At 72.2% G+C, this 15,481-nt stretch carries 18 protein-coding genes; 7 read left to right on the plus strand and 11 right to left on the minus strand.

Features of this window, described 5'->3' with window-relative positions; translation table 11 throughout:
• A complete protein-coding gene (locus H1W00_RS14430; protein ID WP_181756524.1) occupies window positions 1–633 on the plus strand; it encodes a TRIC cation channel family protein in 633 nt (210 codons plus the stop codon).
• Window positions 626–2,449: an ABC transporter ATP-binding protein gene (locus H1W00_RS14435; protein ID WP_206680089.1), complete on the plus strand. Its 1,824-nt coding sequence runs from the start codon at window positions 626–628 to the stop codon at window positions 2,447–2,449. Before H1W00_RS14430 ends, H1W00_RS14435 begins: the two co-directional genes overlap by 8 nt.
• 9 nt (window positions 2,450–2,458) lie before the next feature.
• Here H1W00_RS14435 and H1W00_RS14440 read toward each other — a convergent pair whose 3' ends face one another.
• Window positions 2,459–4,105 (minus strand): lipase family protein, encoded by a 1,647-nt coding sequence (locus H1W00_RS14440; RefSeq protein WP_181756525.1) that lies wholly within the window; start codon window positions 4,103–4,105, stop codon window positions 2,459–2,461.
• Between the two features lie 40 nt (window positions 4,106–4,145).
• On the minus strand, window positions 4,146–5,174 hold the full coding sequence (locus tag H1W00_RS14445) for a Gfo/Idh/MocA family protein (protein ID WP_181756526.1): 1,029 nt from the start codon (window positions 5,172–5,174) through the stop codon (window positions 4,146–4,148).
• Window positions 5,175–5,208: 34 nt separating this feature from the next.
• Here H1W00_RS14445 and H1W00_RS14450 point away from each other — a divergent pair, with 34 nt between their 5' ends.
• The 3 genes from H1W00_RS14450 to H1W00_RS14460 are packed head-to-tail and all read left to right on the plus strand — an operon-like array spanning window position 5,209 to window position 7,570.
• Window positions 5,209–6,360 carry an acyl-CoA dehydrogenase family protein gene (locus tag H1W00_RS14450; RefSeq protein WP_181756527.1) on the plus strand — a complete coding sequence of 384 codons (1,152 nt, stop codon included), beginning with the start codon at window positions 5,209–5,211 and terminating at the stop codon, window positions 6,358–6,360.
• On the plus strand, window positions 6,357–6,848 hold the full coding sequence (locus tag H1W00_RS14455; protein ID WP_181756528.1) for a DUF456 family protein: 492 nt from the start codon (window positions 6,357–6,359) through the stop codon (window positions 6,846–6,848). The genes H1W00_RS14450 and H1W00_RS14455 overlap by 4 nt, the downstream gene beginning before the upstream one ends.
• Window positions 6,849–6,865: 17 nt before the next feature.
• Entirely contained in the window at window positions 6,866–7,570 is a 705-nt protein-coding gene (locus tag H1W00_RS14460; RefSeq protein WP_181756529.1) for a VIT1/CCC1 transporter family protein, read from the plus strand.
• Between the two features lie 4 nt (window positions 7,571–7,574).
• Here the strand turns inward: H1W00_RS14460 and H1W00_RS14465 are convergent, their stop codons facing one another.
• Window positions 7,575–7,775: a hypothetical protein gene (locus H1W00_RS14465; RefSeq protein ID WP_181756530.1), complete on the minus strand. Its 201-nt coding sequence runs from the start codon at window positions 7,773–7,775 to the stop codon at window positions 7,575–7,577.
• A gap of 101 nt (window positions 7,776–7,876) precedes the next feature.
• On the opposite strand from H1W00_RS14465, the gene H1W00_RS14470 reads away from it, so the two are divergent.
• Complete coding sequence (locus H1W00_RS14470; protein WP_181756531.1) at window positions 7,877–8,194, plus strand: hypothetical protein; 318 nt, start codon at window positions 7,877–7,879, stop codon at window positions 8,192–8,194.
• A gap of 59 nt (window positions 8,195–8,253) precedes the next feature.
• Window positions 8,254–8,700 carry a CAP domain-containing protein gene (locus tag H1W00_RS14475; protein ID WP_181756532.1) on the plus strand — a complete coding sequence of 149 codons (447 nt, stop codon included), beginning with the start codon at window positions 8,254–8,256 and terminating at the stop codon, window positions 8,698–8,700.
• Window positions 8,701–8,704: 4 nt separating this feature from the next.
• On the opposite strand, the gene cls is transcribed toward H1W00_RS14475, so the two are convergent.
• The 8 genes from cls to H1W00_RS14515 all read right to left on the minus strand — a co-directional run bounded on the left by cls (window position 8,705) and on the right by H1W00_RS14515 (window position 15,478).
• Window positions 8,705–10,168 carry a cardiolipin synthase gene (gene cls, locus H1W00_RS14480; protein WP_181756533.1) on the minus strand — a complete coding sequence of 488 codons (1,464 nt, stop codon included), beginning with the start codon at window positions 10,166–10,168 and terminating at the stop codon, window positions 8,705–8,707.
• 49 nt (window positions 10,169–10,217) lie between these two features.
• The gene (arfB, locus tag H1W00_RS14485; RefSeq protein ID WP_078700480.1) at window positions 10,218–10,622 is read right to left on the minus strand and encodes an alternative ribosome rescue aminoacyl-tRNA hydrolase ArfB; all 405 of its coding nucleotides are present in this window, start codon (window positions 10,620–10,622) and stop codon (window positions 10,218–10,220) included.
• The gene (locus H1W00_RS14490) at window positions 10,612–11,205 is read right to left on the minus strand and encodes a PadR family transcriptional regulator (protein WP_181756534.1); all 594 of its coding nucleotides are present in this window, start codon (window positions 11,203–11,205) and stop codon (window positions 10,612–10,614) included. The genes arfB and H1W00_RS14490 overlap by 11 nt, the downstream gene beginning before the upstream one ends.
• A 124-nt stretch (window positions 11,206–11,329) precedes the next feature.
• Window positions 11,330–11,716 (minus strand): CBS domain-containing protein, encoded by a 387-nt coding sequence (locus tag H1W00_RS14495; protein ID WP_338072919.1) that lies wholly within the window; start codon window positions 11,714–11,716, stop codon window positions 11,330–11,332.
• 112 nt (window positions 11,717–11,828) lie between these two features.
• The gene (hisN, locus tag H1W00_RS14500) at window positions 11,829–12,725 is read right to left on the minus strand and encodes a histidinol-phosphatase (protein WP_181756536.1); all 897 of its coding nucleotides are present in this window, start codon (window positions 12,723–12,725) and stop codon (window positions 11,829–11,831) included.
• A 34-nt stretch (window positions 12,726–12,759) separates the two neighbouring features.
• Window positions 12,760–13,737 carry a ribosome small subunit-dependent GTPase A gene (rsgA, locus tag H1W00_RS14505; RefSeq protein ID WP_181756537.1) on the minus strand — a complete coding sequence of 326 codons (978 nt, stop codon included), beginning with the start codon at window positions 13,735–13,737 and terminating at the stop codon, window positions 12,760–12,762.
• Window positions 13,734–14,996 (minus strand): 3-phosphoshikimate 1-carboxyvinyltransferase, encoded by a 1,263-nt coding sequence (gene aroA, locus H1W00_RS14510; protein WP_181756538.1) that lies wholly within the window; start codon window positions 14,994–14,996, stop codon window positions 13,734–13,736. The genes rsgA and aroA overlap by 4 nt, the downstream gene beginning before the upstream one ends.
• The gene (locus H1W00_RS14515) at window positions 14,993–15,478 is read right to left on the minus strand and encodes a DoxX family protein (RefSeq protein WP_181756539.1); all 486 of its coding nucleotides are present in this window, start codon (window positions 15,476–15,478) and stop codon (window positions 14,993–14,995) included. The genes aroA and H1W00_RS14515 overlap by 4 nt, the downstream gene beginning before the upstream one ends.
• Between the last annotated feature and the right edge of the window lie 3 nt (window positions 15,479–15,481).

Below are 15,481 nucleotides of genomic sequence, written 5' to 3' on the forward strand. Positions count from 1 at the left end.
GTGAACGACGATCTCTTCGCGGCCGCCGAGGTCATCGGGATCGTCGCCTTCGCGGTGTCGGGCGGGTACGCGGCCGTCCGCGCCGGAATGGACTGGCTCGGCGTCGTCGTGCTGGCCGTCGTGGTGGCGGTCGGCGGCGGCACGCTGCGCGACCTGATGCTCGGGATCGAGCCGGTCTGGTGGGTCAGCGCGCCCGGGATGCTGATCGTCGCGGCGGTGACGTCACTCGTGGTGATCGCCGTGGCGGCCCGGCATCCGCAGTCGAAGGTCGACTCCTGGCGCATCGTCCTCTACGCCGACGCCGTGGGGCTCGCCGCGTTCACCGTCACCGGGGCGTCGATCGCCCTCGCGGAGGACGTCCGTCCCTGGGTGGCGATCGTCTTCGGCGTCATCACCGGCACCGGCGGCGGCGTGATCCGCGACGTGCTGGTGCGCCGCAAGCCGCAGGTCCTCGTGGGCGAGATCTACGCCCTGGCGTCCATCGCCGGGGCGGCGCTCTACGTGATCCTGCTCGAGACCACGGTGCCCAGCGGGGCCGCCGCGCTGTCCGCCGCGGCCCTCGTGCTGGTGGTCCGCGCCGGCGCCATGCGCTGGCACTGGCACCTGCCCCGATTCCCCGAGCCCCATGCCTGAGACCCGCCCGACCCACCGACCCACCGAGGAGCACCGGATGTCCGACCGCGCCGAACGCGCGCCCCTGGAGGAGCTGTGGCGACGGTACGACCGGTACCGCAAGCGGCTCGTCCTCGCCGTCGTGCTCTCCACGGTCAACAAGGTCGCCGACGTGGTGCCCGAGCTGCTGATCGGCGCCGCGGTCGACGTGGTGGTCCGCGGCGAGGGGTCCTTCGTGGCGGAGGTGCTCGGCGTCGAGTCGCGCTTCGCCCAGCTGGGCTGGCTGGCCGCGATCAACGCGCTGGTGTGGATCGTCGAGTCGGCGTCGCAGTACTTCGCCGCCGTCACGTGGCGCGGCCTCGCGCAGTCGGTGGAGCACGACCTGCGGGTCGAGGCGTACGACCACGCGCAGCGACTCGACGTGCACTGGCACGAGGGTCGCCCGCAGGGGTCGACGCTGGCCACCATCAACGACGACGTGAACCAGCTCGAGCGGTTCCTCGACATCGGTGCCCCCGCGCTGCTGCAGACCGCGCTCAACATCGTGCTGGTCGGCGCCGTCTTCGCGATCGCGTCGTGGGAGCTCCTGCTCCTGGCGTTCCTGCCGATCCCGCTCATCGTGTTCGGTTCGCTGTGGTTTCAGCGCCGGCTCGAGCCGCTCTACGCGCAAGTGCGCGAGCGGGTGGCCGACCTGTCGGGCCTCATCGCGGCCAACCTCGGCGGCATCACCACGATCAAGGCGTTCACGGCCGAGGATCGCGAGCGCGATCGCGTGGAGCAGGCCTCGGCCGGCTACCGCCAGGCGAACGTCGACGCGATCCGGTCGTCGGCGGCGTTCGTCCCGCTGGTGCGGATGGCGATCCTCGTCGGCTTCACGTGCACGCTGCTCTTCGGCGGCTGGGCCACGCTGAACGGCGAGCTGGAGGTGGGCCTCTACTCCGTCCTGGTGTTCATGACCCAGCGCCTGCTGTGGCCGCTGACCGAGATCGCCGAGATGCTCGACCTCTACCAGCGTGGCCGCGCGTCGACCGCACGCATCCTCGCGCTGATCGACGAGCCCATCGACGTGCCGGCGGGCACGGTCGCGCTGCCCTCGCCGGTGGCCGGGCGCCTCGAGCTCTCCGGGGTCCGCGCAGGGTACGCCGACGGACCCGACGTGCTGCACGGCATCGATCTCGTGGTCCCGGCCGGCGAGACGCACGCGATCGTCGGTCCCACCGGCGCGGGCAAGTCGTCGCTGCTGCGCCTCATGCTGCGCTTCGACGACCCACGCTCGGGTGAGGTCAGCCTCGACGGCCGCGACCTGCGCGAGCTCGAGTGGGAGTCGCTCCGCGGCTCGATCGGCTACGTCTCGCAGGACGTGTTCCTGTTCGCCGGGACGATCGCGGAGAACATCGCGTACGGGCGACCCGGGGCCGACCTTGAGGCCGTCGCCGAGGCGGCCCGCCAGGCGGCCGCCGACGGCTTCATCGAGGCCCTGCCGCTCGGCTACGACACGTGGGTGGGGGAGCGGGGCGTCACACTCTCGGGCGGCCAGCGCCAGCGGCTCGCCCTGGCCCGCGCGCTCCTGCGCGACCCCGCCGTGCTGATCCTCGACGAGGCCACGAGCGCGGTCGACAACGAGACGGAGGCCGCCATCCAGGTCTCGCTGCAGACCGCCACCCGCAACCGCACCGCGATCATGGTGGCCCACCGCCTCTCCACGGTGCGCCACGCCGACTGCATCTGGGTGCTGGACGCGGGCCGGATCATCGAGGCCGGGACTCACGACGAGCTCGTCGCCGCCCGCGGCGCCTACGCCGCCCTCTGGAGCGTGCAGACCGGCTCCGTCGCCTGAGGAGCGGTGTCAGCAGGTGGTCGTGGTGGGCTCGCCGGCGAAGCGGTCGGCGGTCCACGCGAGCAGCTCGCCGACGAACGGTGAGCCCTCGAGCAGCAGGTCGCCGTGGCCGCGGCCCGCGTAGGTGCGGTAGTCCAGCGACTGGCCGGCCGCGCAGCGCTCGCGCACGTAGGCGTCCTGCAGGCCGAGGGTGACGACCCGGTCGCTCTCACCCTGCGCGATCAGGACGGGCGCCTCCATCGTGCCGGTCGCGTCGTTCTCGCTGAGCCGCCGGCCCAGGCCCCCCTCGTACAGGGAGTTCGCCACGAATCGGTCCGCCATGATCCGCGCCTCGGTCACCGAGACCTTGGACGTGGGGGACCGCAGGCACCGGTCGGCGATCCGCTCCATCGGCAGTCGCGCGCTGGCCCGGACGTGGTCGCCGGGCTCCACGTCGGGGTACGTCCCCGCGTACGCGGCCAGGGCGTAGGCGACGAAGATCGTGCCGACGGGCCGGCGCTGGAGGTCGCGCAGGAACGTGGCCGGACTGCTGACCGGGGACATCGCGGCGACCCCGGCCAGCGGCACGTCGGGGGCGTAGCCGGGCTGCGTCATCGCGGTCCACAGGGCGGCATGGCCGCCCTGGGAGTGGCCCCACACGACGGTCTCGCTCGACAGCGACAGCTGCGGGATGCGGCGTGCGGCGCGGACGGCGTCGAGCACCGAGCGTGCCTCGCCCGAGCCGATGAGGTACGGCTGGACGCCCCGCGTGCCCAGGCCCGGGTAGTCGGGCGCGACGACCGCCCAGCCTTGGTCGAGGGCCGCGTGGACGGCCTCGATGCCGCCCGCGCCGATGGTGCGCGTGCGGCGCAGGCTCGGTGCGCACCGGCGGTCGAAGCCGGTGGTGCCGTGCGCCCACGCCACCACGGACGGCCGGGCGCGGAGCCGCTCCCGGGGGACCGCGACCAGCGCGCTGGCCACCGTGGACTCGTCGCCCGCCTGCGTGGTGCTGTAGAGGATGCGCCACGCCCGCGCGCCCTCGGGCACGTCGGTGGTGAAGGGCTCGGCCCGCAGCAGCAGGCCGGGGGACCGGGGCGCCTCGTCGGGCGCGGTGTAGAAGCTGTCGGGCTTCGGCGCGGCCACCGTGACGGCGACCGTGTAGCCCGCGAGAGCGACCGCTGACACGAGCACGAGGCTCGCGACGAGGGGCCGCGGGACGCGCGCACCCAGCCGCGGGAATCCGAACAGCACGAGCCGCAGTCCCAGGACGACGCCGATCACGAACACCGTGACGTCGGGCCAGGCCAGCGCGAGGACGCCGAGGATCGCGAGCCCGGCGCCGAGGGCCAGCTCGGACCGGAAGCGCCGGCGCCTCACCCGGGCGAGTCCCTCGCCGATCAGCACCGCGGCGAACACGGTGACGAGGACGCGCACGTTCCAGTGCGGTTGGAGCGCCAGGACGACCGACGCGACGAGCAGGACGCCGCCCACCACCCGGTCGCGCAGGCGGGATCCGGTCAGCGCCTCGTGCGCGCCGATCACCGCGAGCCCGGCGACCGAGACGACCAGCAGGACGTCCATGGCGCTCAGCGGCCGCGCGATCAGCACGACGCCGACGACGATCGCCACGGCGACGAGCGCGGGCGCGGCGCGGCGGCGGGATCGATCGGGACGCATGGGGCTCCACCGTAGACCGACGGCCCCGCGCGGCGAGGGACTACTCCCCGGGCAGCACCATGCCCAGCTGGGCCCGCACCTCGTCCATCAGGCCCATGACCCGCCGGGTCTCCGACCACGGCAGCAGCGGCGACTCCGGCTGGCCCTCGGCCACGCACCGGGCGAGCTCGGCCGCCTCGAACCGCAGGCCCAGGCGCGCGTCGGGCGAGGCGGGCTCCCACGTGTCCAGCACACGATCGGCGGGATCGACCAGACGGATCGCCGAGGGCTGGTAGAACGGCCCGTCGAGCTCGAGCCGGGCCTCGGTGCCGCTCACGCTCGCCAGCGTGGGCGAGGTCGCCGACATGGTGGCGCTGATGGCCGCGATCGCGCCCGACGCGTCGCGCAGACCGATGTTCTCCTGCTCGTCCACCCCCAGCGGCGTCAGGGTGCCCGTCGCACGGACCTCCACGATCTGCGGCATGAGCATCGCCGCGAGGTGCAGCGGGTACACGCCGAGGTCCAGCAGTGCGCCGCCGGCGAGCGAGGGCTCGGCCAACCGCGCAGGGCCGTCGGGGTAGAGCAGCTGCCCGTGGTCGGCCTGGACGAGGCGCACGTCGCCGATGAGGCCGTCCTCGACGGCCCGTCGCACGACGTCGAACCCGGGGAGGAAGCGCGACCACATCGCCTCGACGCACGTCACGCCCGCCTCCTCGGCGGCCTCCAGCACCGCGTCGGCCTCGGCGGCGTTGCGGGTGAACGCCTTCTCGACCAGCAGGTGCTTGCCCGCGCCGATCGCCAGCAGGGCGTGCTCGAGGTGGGCCGAGTGCGGTGTCGCGACGTAGACCGCGTCGACCTCGGGATCGCCGACGAGGTCCTCGTACGACCCGTGCGCCCGCGCGATGGCGAAGCGGTCGGCGAACGCGCGCGCCTTCGTGAGGTCACGGGAGCCGACGGCCACGACCTGCTGCGTGGTGCCCTCCTGCAGCGCGGCGGCCATCACCGCGGCGATGCCCCCGGCGCCGAGGATGCCCCACCGCAGCGGCGGTGCGTCGCGAGGATCGGACGTGCGGGGCGCGGGGAGCATCATGCTCTGCATCGTAGGTCGATGGCAGGATCAGGGCATGGATCTGAGCCTGAACGAGGACCAACGCAGCTTCCGTGCGCTCGCGCGCGACTTCCTGGACAAGGAGGTCGTGCCGTTCCGCGCCGAGTGGGACCGCGTGGAGTCCGTCGACACCGCGATCATCCCCAAGCTGGGCGACATCGGCTTCCTCGGCCTCACGATCCCCGAGGAGTACGGCGGCATCGGGGGCGACTACGTCACGTACGTCCTCGCGATGGAGGAGCTCGGCCGCGCCGACTCGGCCATCCGCGGCATCGTCTCCGTCTCGATGGGACTGTGCGGCAAGTCGGTGCTCCAGTTCGGTACCGAGGAGCAGAAGCAGCGGTGGCTGCCGGGCATCGCCTCGGGTCGCGAGCTGGGCTGCTTCGGCCTGACCGAGCCCGACCACGGCTCCGACGCCGGCAACCTGAAGACGCGCGCGGTGCGCGAGGGTGACGACTGGGTCATCAACGGCTCCAAGATCTTCATCACCAACGGCACGTGGGCCGACGTCGCGCTCGTCTTCGCCCGGACGGGTGGACCGGGCGCGAAGGGCGTCTCGGCGTTCCTCGTCCCCACCGACACCCCCGGCTTCGAGGCCACCGAGGTCAAGGGCAAGCTCGGCCTGCGCGGCCAGGCCACCGCGGCTCTGTCGTTCGACGACGTGCGCGTGCCGGCCGACGCGCTGCTGGGGGAGGAGGGCCAGGGCTTCCGCATCGCGATGACGGCACTCGACAAGGGCCGCGTGGGCATCGCCGCCAGCTGCGTCGGGATCGTCCAGGGCTGCCTGGAGGCCACGGTCGAGTACAGCACGGCGCGCGAGCAGTTCGGCAAGCCGATCGCGAGCTACCAGATGGTGCAGGACATGATCGCCGAGATGTCGGTGGACGCCGACGCCGCGCGGCTGCTCACGTGGCGCGCCGCCGACCTCATCGAGCGAGGCGAGCGCTTCAGCGTCGAGGCGTCGAAGGCCAAGCTGTTCGCCTCCGAGGCCGCCGTGAAGGCCGCCAACCTCGCCATCCAGGCCTTCGGCGGCTACGGCTACGTCGACGAGTACCCCGTGCAGAAGTACATGCGCGACGCGCGGGTGATGACGCTCTACGAAGGCACCAGCCAGATCCAGAAGCTCATCATCGGTCGCGCCGAGACCGGCATCAGCGCGTTCTCGTGAGCGGCACCGTGCTCGACCTCCTGGTCGCGCTGGCCATCCTCGTGGGGTTGGTCGGCGCCGTGGTGCAGGTCATCCCCGGCGGGCTCGTGGTGGGCACCTCCGTCTTCGTGTGGGGAGCGGTCACCGGCGGCACGCTCGGCTGGTCCGTGGCGGCGGTCGCGGTGGTCCTCACCGTGACGGCGCTCGTGCTCAAGTACCTGCTCGCCGGTCGCTACCTGAAGCGGCGCGGCGTGCCCAACCGGAGCCTGCTCGTCGGTGCCGTGCTCGGCATCATCGGCTTCTTCGTCATCCCGTTCGTCGGACTGTTCATCGGCTTCATCGGTGGCACCTACCTCGCGGAGCTGCAACGGCTGCGCGACCCACTCGCCGCGAGGCAGGCCACGGCGCACGCCATGCGGGCCACCGGGATCTCGATCCTCGTCGAGCTGGCGCTCGCGCTGGTGACCGCCATGGTGTGGCTGGGAGCGGTGCTGTCGGTGCGCCTGTGACGGGCTAGCCTGCGGTCATGTCCGTGGAGGAGCCGCACGCCGGGGTCACGTCGCAGAAGCTGAACTGGCTCCGGGCCGGCGTGCTGGGCGCCAACGACGGCATCGTGTCGGTGGCCTCGCTCGTGGTGGGCGTCGCCGGCGCCACGAACGACACGAGCGCGATCGCCACGGCGGGGACCGCAGCCCTCGTGGGCGGCGCGATCTCGATGGCGCTGGGCGAGTACGTCTCGGTCAGCAGCCAGCGCGACTCCGAGCGCAACCTCATCGCGATCGAGCGGCACGAGCTGCGCGACGACCCAGAGGGCGAGCTCGCCGAGCTCGCCGAGATGCTGCAGGACCGCGGCATCAGCGCCGCCACCGCACGCCAGGCCGCGCGTGAGATGACGGATCACGACGCACTCGCCGCCCACCTCGAGGTCGAACTCGGACTCGACGAGGACGACCTGGTGAGTCCGTGGCACGCGGCGTTCTCGTCGGCGGTCGCGTTCACGCTGGGCGGCCTGCTGCCACTGGCGGCGATGCTGCTCACCGGCCTCGAGTGGCGCGTGGGCGTCACGTTCGTGGCGGTCCTGGTGGCGCTGGCGCTCACCGGCTCGGTCGCGGCCCAGATCGGGGGCGGGCCGAAGGGTCGTGCGGCACTGCGCCTCGTGATCGGCGGCGCGCTCGCACTCGTGCTGACCTACGCCATCGGCCAGGCGCTGGACACCTCCGGGATGGTCTAGCCGGTCAGTCGTTCTCGTCCTCGTCCACCGGAACCGGGCGGTCGGGGTCGGGGACGAGCAGGTCGTCGTCGTTCTGCCAGGCATCGCGGCGCTGGTCGACGGCGTCCGCGGGGTCGGCCGCGGGCTCGAGGTCGGGATCGCCGTCCTCCAGGGGGCTGTCGGGCAGGGGGCTGTCGGGCAGCGGCTCGTCGGGGCTCGTGGTCATGGTGCCTCCTTCGGTCTTCTTCGATCCTGCCCCAGCGGCGGCCGGCGCGCAGCCCTGCGCAGCGGGTGCGGAGCGACCGCGTGGCGCAGTAGGTTCGAGGCATGGAGCAGTACTCGCCCACCGAGCGCCGGGGCTATCGGCGCTTCGCCGTCGCCGGCATCCTCTTCCTGCTCGCGCTCGGCCTGTTCCCGGCCACCGCAGCGGTGCTGGACGACACCGCCGAGAACCTGATCCTGCCGCTGTTCATCGCGGTGATGGTGGTGGCGGGCATGCTGATGTGGTCGCTCGTCCCCGGCGTGTCCAGCCGTCCCCACAGCCGGAGTCGCCTCGTGGGCATCGGTGCCCTCGTGGGACTGATCGCCGCGGGCATCGCGATCGGCGTGTTCTTCGCGCTGCTGAACGGGTACTCGGGCGCCTGATCCCTGCCATCCCAGGCGTAAAGTTGATCCTGACCCGCGCTTCTGGTCACACTGGACGCATGCGCCACATTCTTTCGGCATTCCTGGTAGCCCTCGCGCTCGTGGTCGTCCCGGCCGCCCCGCAGGCGTCGGCGATGTCCAACGCCACGTTCGGCAAGAAGCTGCACCAGCAGACGAACACGTCGCGCGCGTTCCGCGACATCAAGAAGCTGAAGTACCAGAAGTGCATCGACCGCTACGCGCAGCGCCAGGCCAACCGGATGGCCAAGAAGCGCAAGATCTACCACCAGGATCTCCCCCCGATCCTGCGTGCGTGCGACCTGAGCCGCGTCGGCGAGAACGTCGCCACGGGGTTCACCTCGCCGAAGGCCAACGTCAAGGCATGGCTCAAGTCGCCCGGCCACCGGCGCAACTTGCTGAACCGCAAGTACACGCGGCTGGGCATCGGCGTGGCCAAGGCCGGCGGCCGCACCTACACCGTGCAGGTCTTCGGCCGCCCCGCCTGATCCCTCACTGCAGGGTGGCGGTCAGCCGCATCGCGTTGTCGACGAAGCGCGTGCCGGCCGGCCGCTCCTCCCACTCGTCGAGCAGCAGCTCGCGCGAGAGGTCGCGGTAGGTGTCCTCGACCACGCGGATGCGCTCGACCACGCCACGGTCGGGCACCATCAGGCTCATCTCGTAGTTCAGTGCGAACGAGCGCATGTCCATGTTGCTGGTGCCGACCACGGCGATGTCCTCGTCGATGCTGAAGTGCTTCGCGTGCAGCACGAACGGCTTGGGGTACAGCCAGATGCGCACGCCCGCCTCCAGCAGCTCGCGGTAGTAGGACGCCTGCGCGTGCCCGACCATGAACTGGTCGGCCTGCTCGCTGACGAAGAGCTCCACGTCGACGCCGCGCTGGGCGGCCGTGGTGACCGCGTAGAGCAGCGTCTCGTCCGGCACGAAGTAGGGGCTCGTCAGGCTGATCCGGTGCCGCGCGCTGTAGATCAGCGACGTGAACAGGCGCAGGTTGTTCTCGGCCTCGAACCCCGGCCCGCTGGGCACCAGCTGGGCGTGGACGCCCACCACGTCGCGCGGGGAGTGCGGGGTCTGGTCGACCGCCTGCATCTCGACCTCGAGCACCTCGGAGGTCTCCAGCGCCCAGTCGGCCGCGAACAGCGCGTCGATCGTGGCGACGACCGGACCCTCGAGGCGCATCCACAGCTCCACCCAGGCCCGCCCCACGGCGAGGTTCTTGGGCTTGTTGTACGAGGGGTGCGTCAGGTTGAGCGATCCGGTGAAGCCGACCACGTCGTCCACCACGAGCAGCTTGCGGTGGTTGCGCAGGTCGGGCCGGCGGAAGCGCCGCTTCAGCGGCAGCAGCGGCATCATCAGGTGCCACTGGATGTCCGAGGCGGCGAGCCGCTTCTTGAGGTCCTTGTACCCCGGGATCCCGCGTGTGCCGAGGTGGCCGAACAGCAGCCGCACCGTGACGCCGCGCGCGGTGGCGCGGTCGAGGGCGTCGTAGAACGGGATCGTCATCTCGTCGAGCGCCATGATGTAGAACTCGACGTGCACGTGGCGCTCGGCGGTGTCGATCGCCGCGATCATCTCGTCGATCGACTCCTGGTAGTCCGGCAGCAGCGTGACGTGGTTCCCCGCCGCGAGCGGCATCGACGCGAGGCGCTGGTTGAGCCGGACGATGGGCGGCAGGTAGTCGGGCGCGTCGTCCGGCAGCTTGCTGGTCAGGGCCTCGGGCTGCCGCGCGGTGACGGCGTTGGCGGCGGGGAGCTGGCGGTGGCGCTGGTGGCCGATGCGGGCGCTGCCGAAGAACAGGAACGCCACCAGGCCCAGGAACGGCGCGAAGACGATGAGGATCAGCCACGCCATCGCGGTCTGCGGGCGGCGACCCTCCGGGATGATGCCGATCGCCGCGATGTTGATCGTGACGATGGCGACGACGGCGGCCAGCGAGATCAGCGTGCCCGGTTCCATGGAGCGCAGGCTATCGGTCAGCGGGCCCCCGAGGGGGATGCTGCGGGATTCACCAGTCGCGGCGGTCGCGCTTGACCTGGCTGCGCCGCTTCTTGGCGTCCAAGCGACGTTCGACCGAGCCGCGCGTCGGGCGGGTGGGCCGGCGGCGCTTGGCCGGGCGCAGGGCCTCGGTCACGAGCTGCTCGAGCCGCAGGACGGCGTCCTCACGGTTGCGCAGCTGCGAGCGGTGGGTGGACGACACGACCGAGACCTTGCCGTCGACGAGCCGGCCGCGCAGGCGCGCGGCGACACGATCCCGCTGGTCCGGGGTCAGCACGGTGCTGTCGGTGGGGGACCACAGGACCTCGACACGCGTCTCGGTGGTGTTGACGTGCTGGCCACCCGGGCCGGAGGAGCGGCTGAAGCGCCAGCTCAGCTCCGACTCGGGCAGCCGGATGCGACCGTCAGGCGTCATCGTCCGCGAGGAGGCCGTACAGCTGGCGCCGGGCCTCGTTGACGACGTCGACCGCCTTGGCCTGCTGGGCCGGCGTGCCGACCGTCATGACCTGGCGGGCGGCCGCCGAGAGCGTCCTGAGCGACGTGATCAGGGCAGTCGACTCGGCGTCGCCGCCGCGCCGGAGCTGCTCGGGGTTCCACGGCTCGCCGAGCGCCTCGCGGTGCTCCTCGACGTAGGACTTCCCCTCGTCGGTGAGGGTCGCGGTCTTGCGACCGTCGACCCGCTCGAACTCGACGAAGCCCTCGTCCTCGAGCTGCTGCAGGACCGGGTAGATCGAGCCGGGGCTCGGCGACCAGGCGCCTTCGCTCCGCGCGGCGATCTGCTGGATCAGGTGGTACCCGTGGGCGGGTGCCTCGTCCAGCAGCAGGAGAGCGGCGGCGCGGACGTCGCCACCCTTGCGGCCGCGGCGCGGACCACGAGGTCCGGGGCGGCCCGTCCGACCGGGACCGAGGTCCCAGTCGAAGTCACGGGGTCCGCCGGGGCGACGCCCGCGGCGGGGGTGCCGGTGCTGACCGGCGGGTTCGGGAGGAGTGCTGTGCATGCTCGTCCCCTTTCGGTGTTCCTCGACACCAGTGCGATGCCGATGCATTAACGATATATCGAATCTATATCGTCATGCAACGTGAGTGCGGGCACACGGGTGCTCCGGGGCAGCGTGAGGCGGGTCAGCCCTGGACGTAGTGGGTGAGCTGGTCGCGCTCGAACTCCAGCTGGTCCATCCGGAACTTCACGGCGTCGCCGATGCTCAGCACGCCGACGATCTCGTCGTCCTCCAGGACGGGGATGTGCCGGACGCGGTGCTCGGTCATCGAGCTCATGAGCGATCCGAACGAGTCCTCGGGCGTGCACACCTGCACGTCGGTGGTCATGATCTGCTGGACGGTCGCCTCCCGCGGATCGGGCAGCGCCCGCAGCTTGCGGACGATGTCGCGCTCGGACACGATGCCCGCCATCGACTTCCCGTCCGGGCTGACCACCAGGGCGCCGATGTTGTGCTCGGCGAGCAGGTCCAGCAGCTCGTCGACCGTGGCATCGGGCGAGATGGTGAACACCGCCGAACTGCCCTTGGCGCTGAGTACGTCACGAACACGCATATGGTGCCTCCTCGATGTGATCGGCAGTGTAGCCCGCATCACACCCGGGCGCAGGTGCCGATCTCGAGGGTCAGTCGTCGCGGGTGAAGCGCAGTCGCGTGACGTTGTCGGCGAGCTGCTCGCCGTCGCCCTCCTCGGGCTCGTCGGGCCACGAGGGCTCGTCGTCGGGGAAGTGGCCGAGGTAGGCCATCACCGTGTCGTGCAGGCGCCCGTTCGTGGCCACCGCGTTGGCGCCCCAGGGTCCGGGCTCACCGGCGAGGCTCGTGAACTGGCCGCCGGCCTCGCGCACGATGATGTCGAGCGCCGCCATGTCCCAGACGTTCAGCTCGGGCTCGGCCGCGATGTCGACCGCGCCCTCGGCGACCATCATGTACGACCAGAAGTCGCCGTAGGCGCGCGTGCGCCAGCACTGGCGCAGCAGCGCGTCGAACTCGCCCTGGCGTCCGATCTGGCTCCAGCTCGGGGCCGAGGAGTACGACAGCGACGCGGCGGTCAGCTCGCGGACCCCGGACACGTGGATGGGCCGCGTCTGGCGGAAGGACTTGCCGGTGTGGGCGCCGTCGCCCTTCATGGCCCACCAGCGGCGGCCGATGGCCGGCGCCGAGACGCAGCCGACGACGATCTCGCCGGCCTCCTCGAGGGCGATGAGCGTGGCCCACACCGGGACCCCGCGGACGAAGTTGGAGGTGCCGTCGATCGGGTCGATGATCCAGCGCCGGTCGGCGTTCTCGGCCGTGCCCTCGGTCTCGCCGGACTCCTCGCCCAGGACGATGTCGCGTCCGCGGGAGGTCTTGAGCGTGCGGCGGATCGCATCCTCGACCGCGCGGTCGGACTCCGTCACGTACGTCATGTCGGGCTTCGTGGAGACCTCGAGGTCGAGGGCGCCGAAGCGGTCCATGCTGAGGTTGTCGGCGGAGTCGGCCAGGACGTGGGCCAGGCGCAGGTCGTCCAGGTACGGGTTGGCCATGGGCCCACCCTACGGTCTGGCCTCCTCGCGCAGGTCAGTACTCGTCGGCGAGCGACCGGCTGGCCATGATGCGCCGGAACGACTGCAGTCGCGCCGGGTCGATCTCGCCGTTCGCGGCGGCCACGTCGAGGGCGCACTCGGGCTCCCCGGCCAGGTGCGTGCAGCCCCGGGGGCAGTCGCGGGCGGCGGTGTTCAGGTCGGCGAAGGCGCGCAGGATCCGCTCGATGTCCACGTGGGCCAGGCCGAACGAGCGGAAGCCGGGGGTGTCCACGATCCGCCCGCCGAAGGGCAGCGGGAGGATCATCGCCGAGGTCGACGTGTGGCGGCCGCGGCCCGTGACCTCGTTGACGTGGCTCGTGGTGCGGTGCGCCTCGGGCACGAGGGCGTTGACCAGGGTGGACTTGCCCACGCCGCTGTGGCCGATCAGCACGCTGGTGCGGTCGCGCAGCAGGTCGCGCAGTGGCTCCAGGTCGCCGTCCTGGCGGGTGGTCACGGTGCGCACGTCCAGCGGCTTCAGCTGGGCGACGATCTCGTCGGCCGGCGCGAGGTCGGCCTTCGTCAGGCACACGGCCGGGTCCATGCCGGCGTCGTAGGCCGCGACGAGGCAGCGGTCGATCAGGCCCGGCCGCGGCGGCGGGTCGGCCAGCGCGGTGACGATCACCAGCTGGTCGGCGTTGGCCACGACGACGCGCTCGATCGGGTCGTCGTCGTCGGCGCTGCGGCGCAGCACCGTGCGGCGGTCGCGGACCTCCACGATGCGGGCGAGGCTGCCGGGCTGGCCGGAGACGTCGCCCACCACGCGCACCTCGTCGCCCACCACGACGCCCTGGCGCCCGAGCGGTCGAGACTTCATGGCGGTGACGACGGTTCCGTCCTCGAACAGCAGCGTGTAGCGGCCCCGGTCGACCGTGGTGACGACGGCGACGACCGCGTCGGAGTAGTCGGGCCGGTCCTTCGTGCGTGGACGGGTGCGCCGGCGCGGGCGGTCGTACTGGGCGTCCTCGTCCCTCACGGCACCAACCGTCCCCAGTCGTCGGCGAACCCGGGATACGTCTTCGCGGTGGTGCCGATGTTCTCCACGACGACGCCGGGAACGCGCAGGCCGATCACGGCGGCGGCGTGGGCCATGCGGTGGTCGTCGTAGGTGGCGAAGCGGCCGCCGTGCAGGGGAGCTGGCGTGATGGTGAGGCCGTCGGGCTGCTCCTGCACGGAGCCGCCGAGGCGGTTGATCTCGGTGGCCAGCGCGGCGAGGCGATCGGTCTCGTGGCCGCGCAGGTGGCCGATCCCCGTGAGCCGGCTGGGGGCCTCGGCGAGAGCGGCCAGGGCAGCGACCACGGGGGTCAGCTCGCCCACGTCGTGGAGGTCGAGGTCGACGCCCGCGAGGCGCTCGGGACCGGTGACGACGAGGTCGCTGCCGTCGCGCTCGGCGCGACCGCCGAACGCCACGGCGAGCTCGCGCCAGGCGTCTCCGGCCTGGTCGGTGTGCTCGGGCCAGTTCCGCACGAGCACCCGGCCACCGGTGGCGAGCGCCGCCGCGACGAACGGGCCGGCGTTGGACAGGTCGGGCTCGATCGTGACGTCGAGCGCCTTCACCGGTCCGGGCCGGACGTGCCAGCGACCCGGTGCCTCGTCGACGACCACGCCACGGCGGCGCAGCTCGGTGACGGTCATCGCGACGTGGGGGAGCGAGGGGAGGGAGCCGCCCTCATGGCGCAGGTCGAGCCCCTCGGTGAAGCGCGGCGCGACGAGCAGGAGCGCCGACACGAACTGACTGGACGCGGAGGCGTCGACCGTGAGGTCACCGCCGCGGACCGCGGAGGCGCCGTGCACCGTGAACGGCAGGCTGCCCCGGCCGTCGTCCTCCACTCGCACGCCGAGGTCGCGCAGGCTCGAGATGGTGGTGGCCATCGGACGCTCACGGGCGCGGGGGTCGCCGTCGAACCGTGCCGGACCGGTGCCGAGGGCCGCGACGGGAGGCACGAAGCGCATCACGGTGCCCGCCAGGCCGCAGTCCACCTCGGCCGCCCCGACCGGCTCGATCGGGGTGACCGACCAGGACTCGGGCCCACGCTCGATGCGGGCTCCGAGCGACACGAGCGCGTCGGCCATCAGCTCGGTGTCCCGGGCGGCCAGGGGCAGGTGGACGGTGGAGGGTCCGTCGGCGAGGGCCGCCAGCACGAGGGCGCGGTTGGTCTGGGACTTCGAGCCCGGCAGCAGCACCTCGGAGTCGACGGCCGCCGAGGGATGGGGAGCGTTCCAGTCCATCCTCATCCCCGCAGGTCGTCGAGCTGGTCGACGATCGTGTCCTTGGCCGCGATGGCGGTGTTCCTCGCACGCCGGCCGAGCCACGGCTTGTGCGGATCCGGGTCGAGGGTCGACAGCAGCAGGCCGCCGGTGAGCGACACGTTCTTCATGAAGTGGGTGAACTGGTTCTTGCGGGCGACGGGATCGGTCTCGTTCCAGAACGGGTGCCCGGCCACCGTGGTGGCGGGCATCGTGGCGGCCAGCACGAGCGCGGAGGTGCGCGGGAGGTGGCCAGTGGCCAGCGTGGCGCCGGCGGCCACGTGCACCGCCGAGTTCAGCCGGATCAGATTCGTCGGCGAGAGGTTCGCCTGGGGCGCGACCTTGCGCAGCACGTCGGCCACGGGCTGGGCCTTGTGGGCGAGCGCGCCGGGCTTGCGCAGCGCCATCACCCCGCCGGTGATGAACATCGAGGCGAGCATCGGACGGGCCACCGCGCGCAGGAGAGTCATGGG

Source organism: Aeromicrobium phoceense, assembly GCF_013868155.1.
Taxonomy (GTDB): domain Bacteria; phylum Actinomycetota; class Actinomycetes; order Propionibacteriales; family Nocardioidaceae; genus Aeromicrobium; species Aeromicrobium phoceense.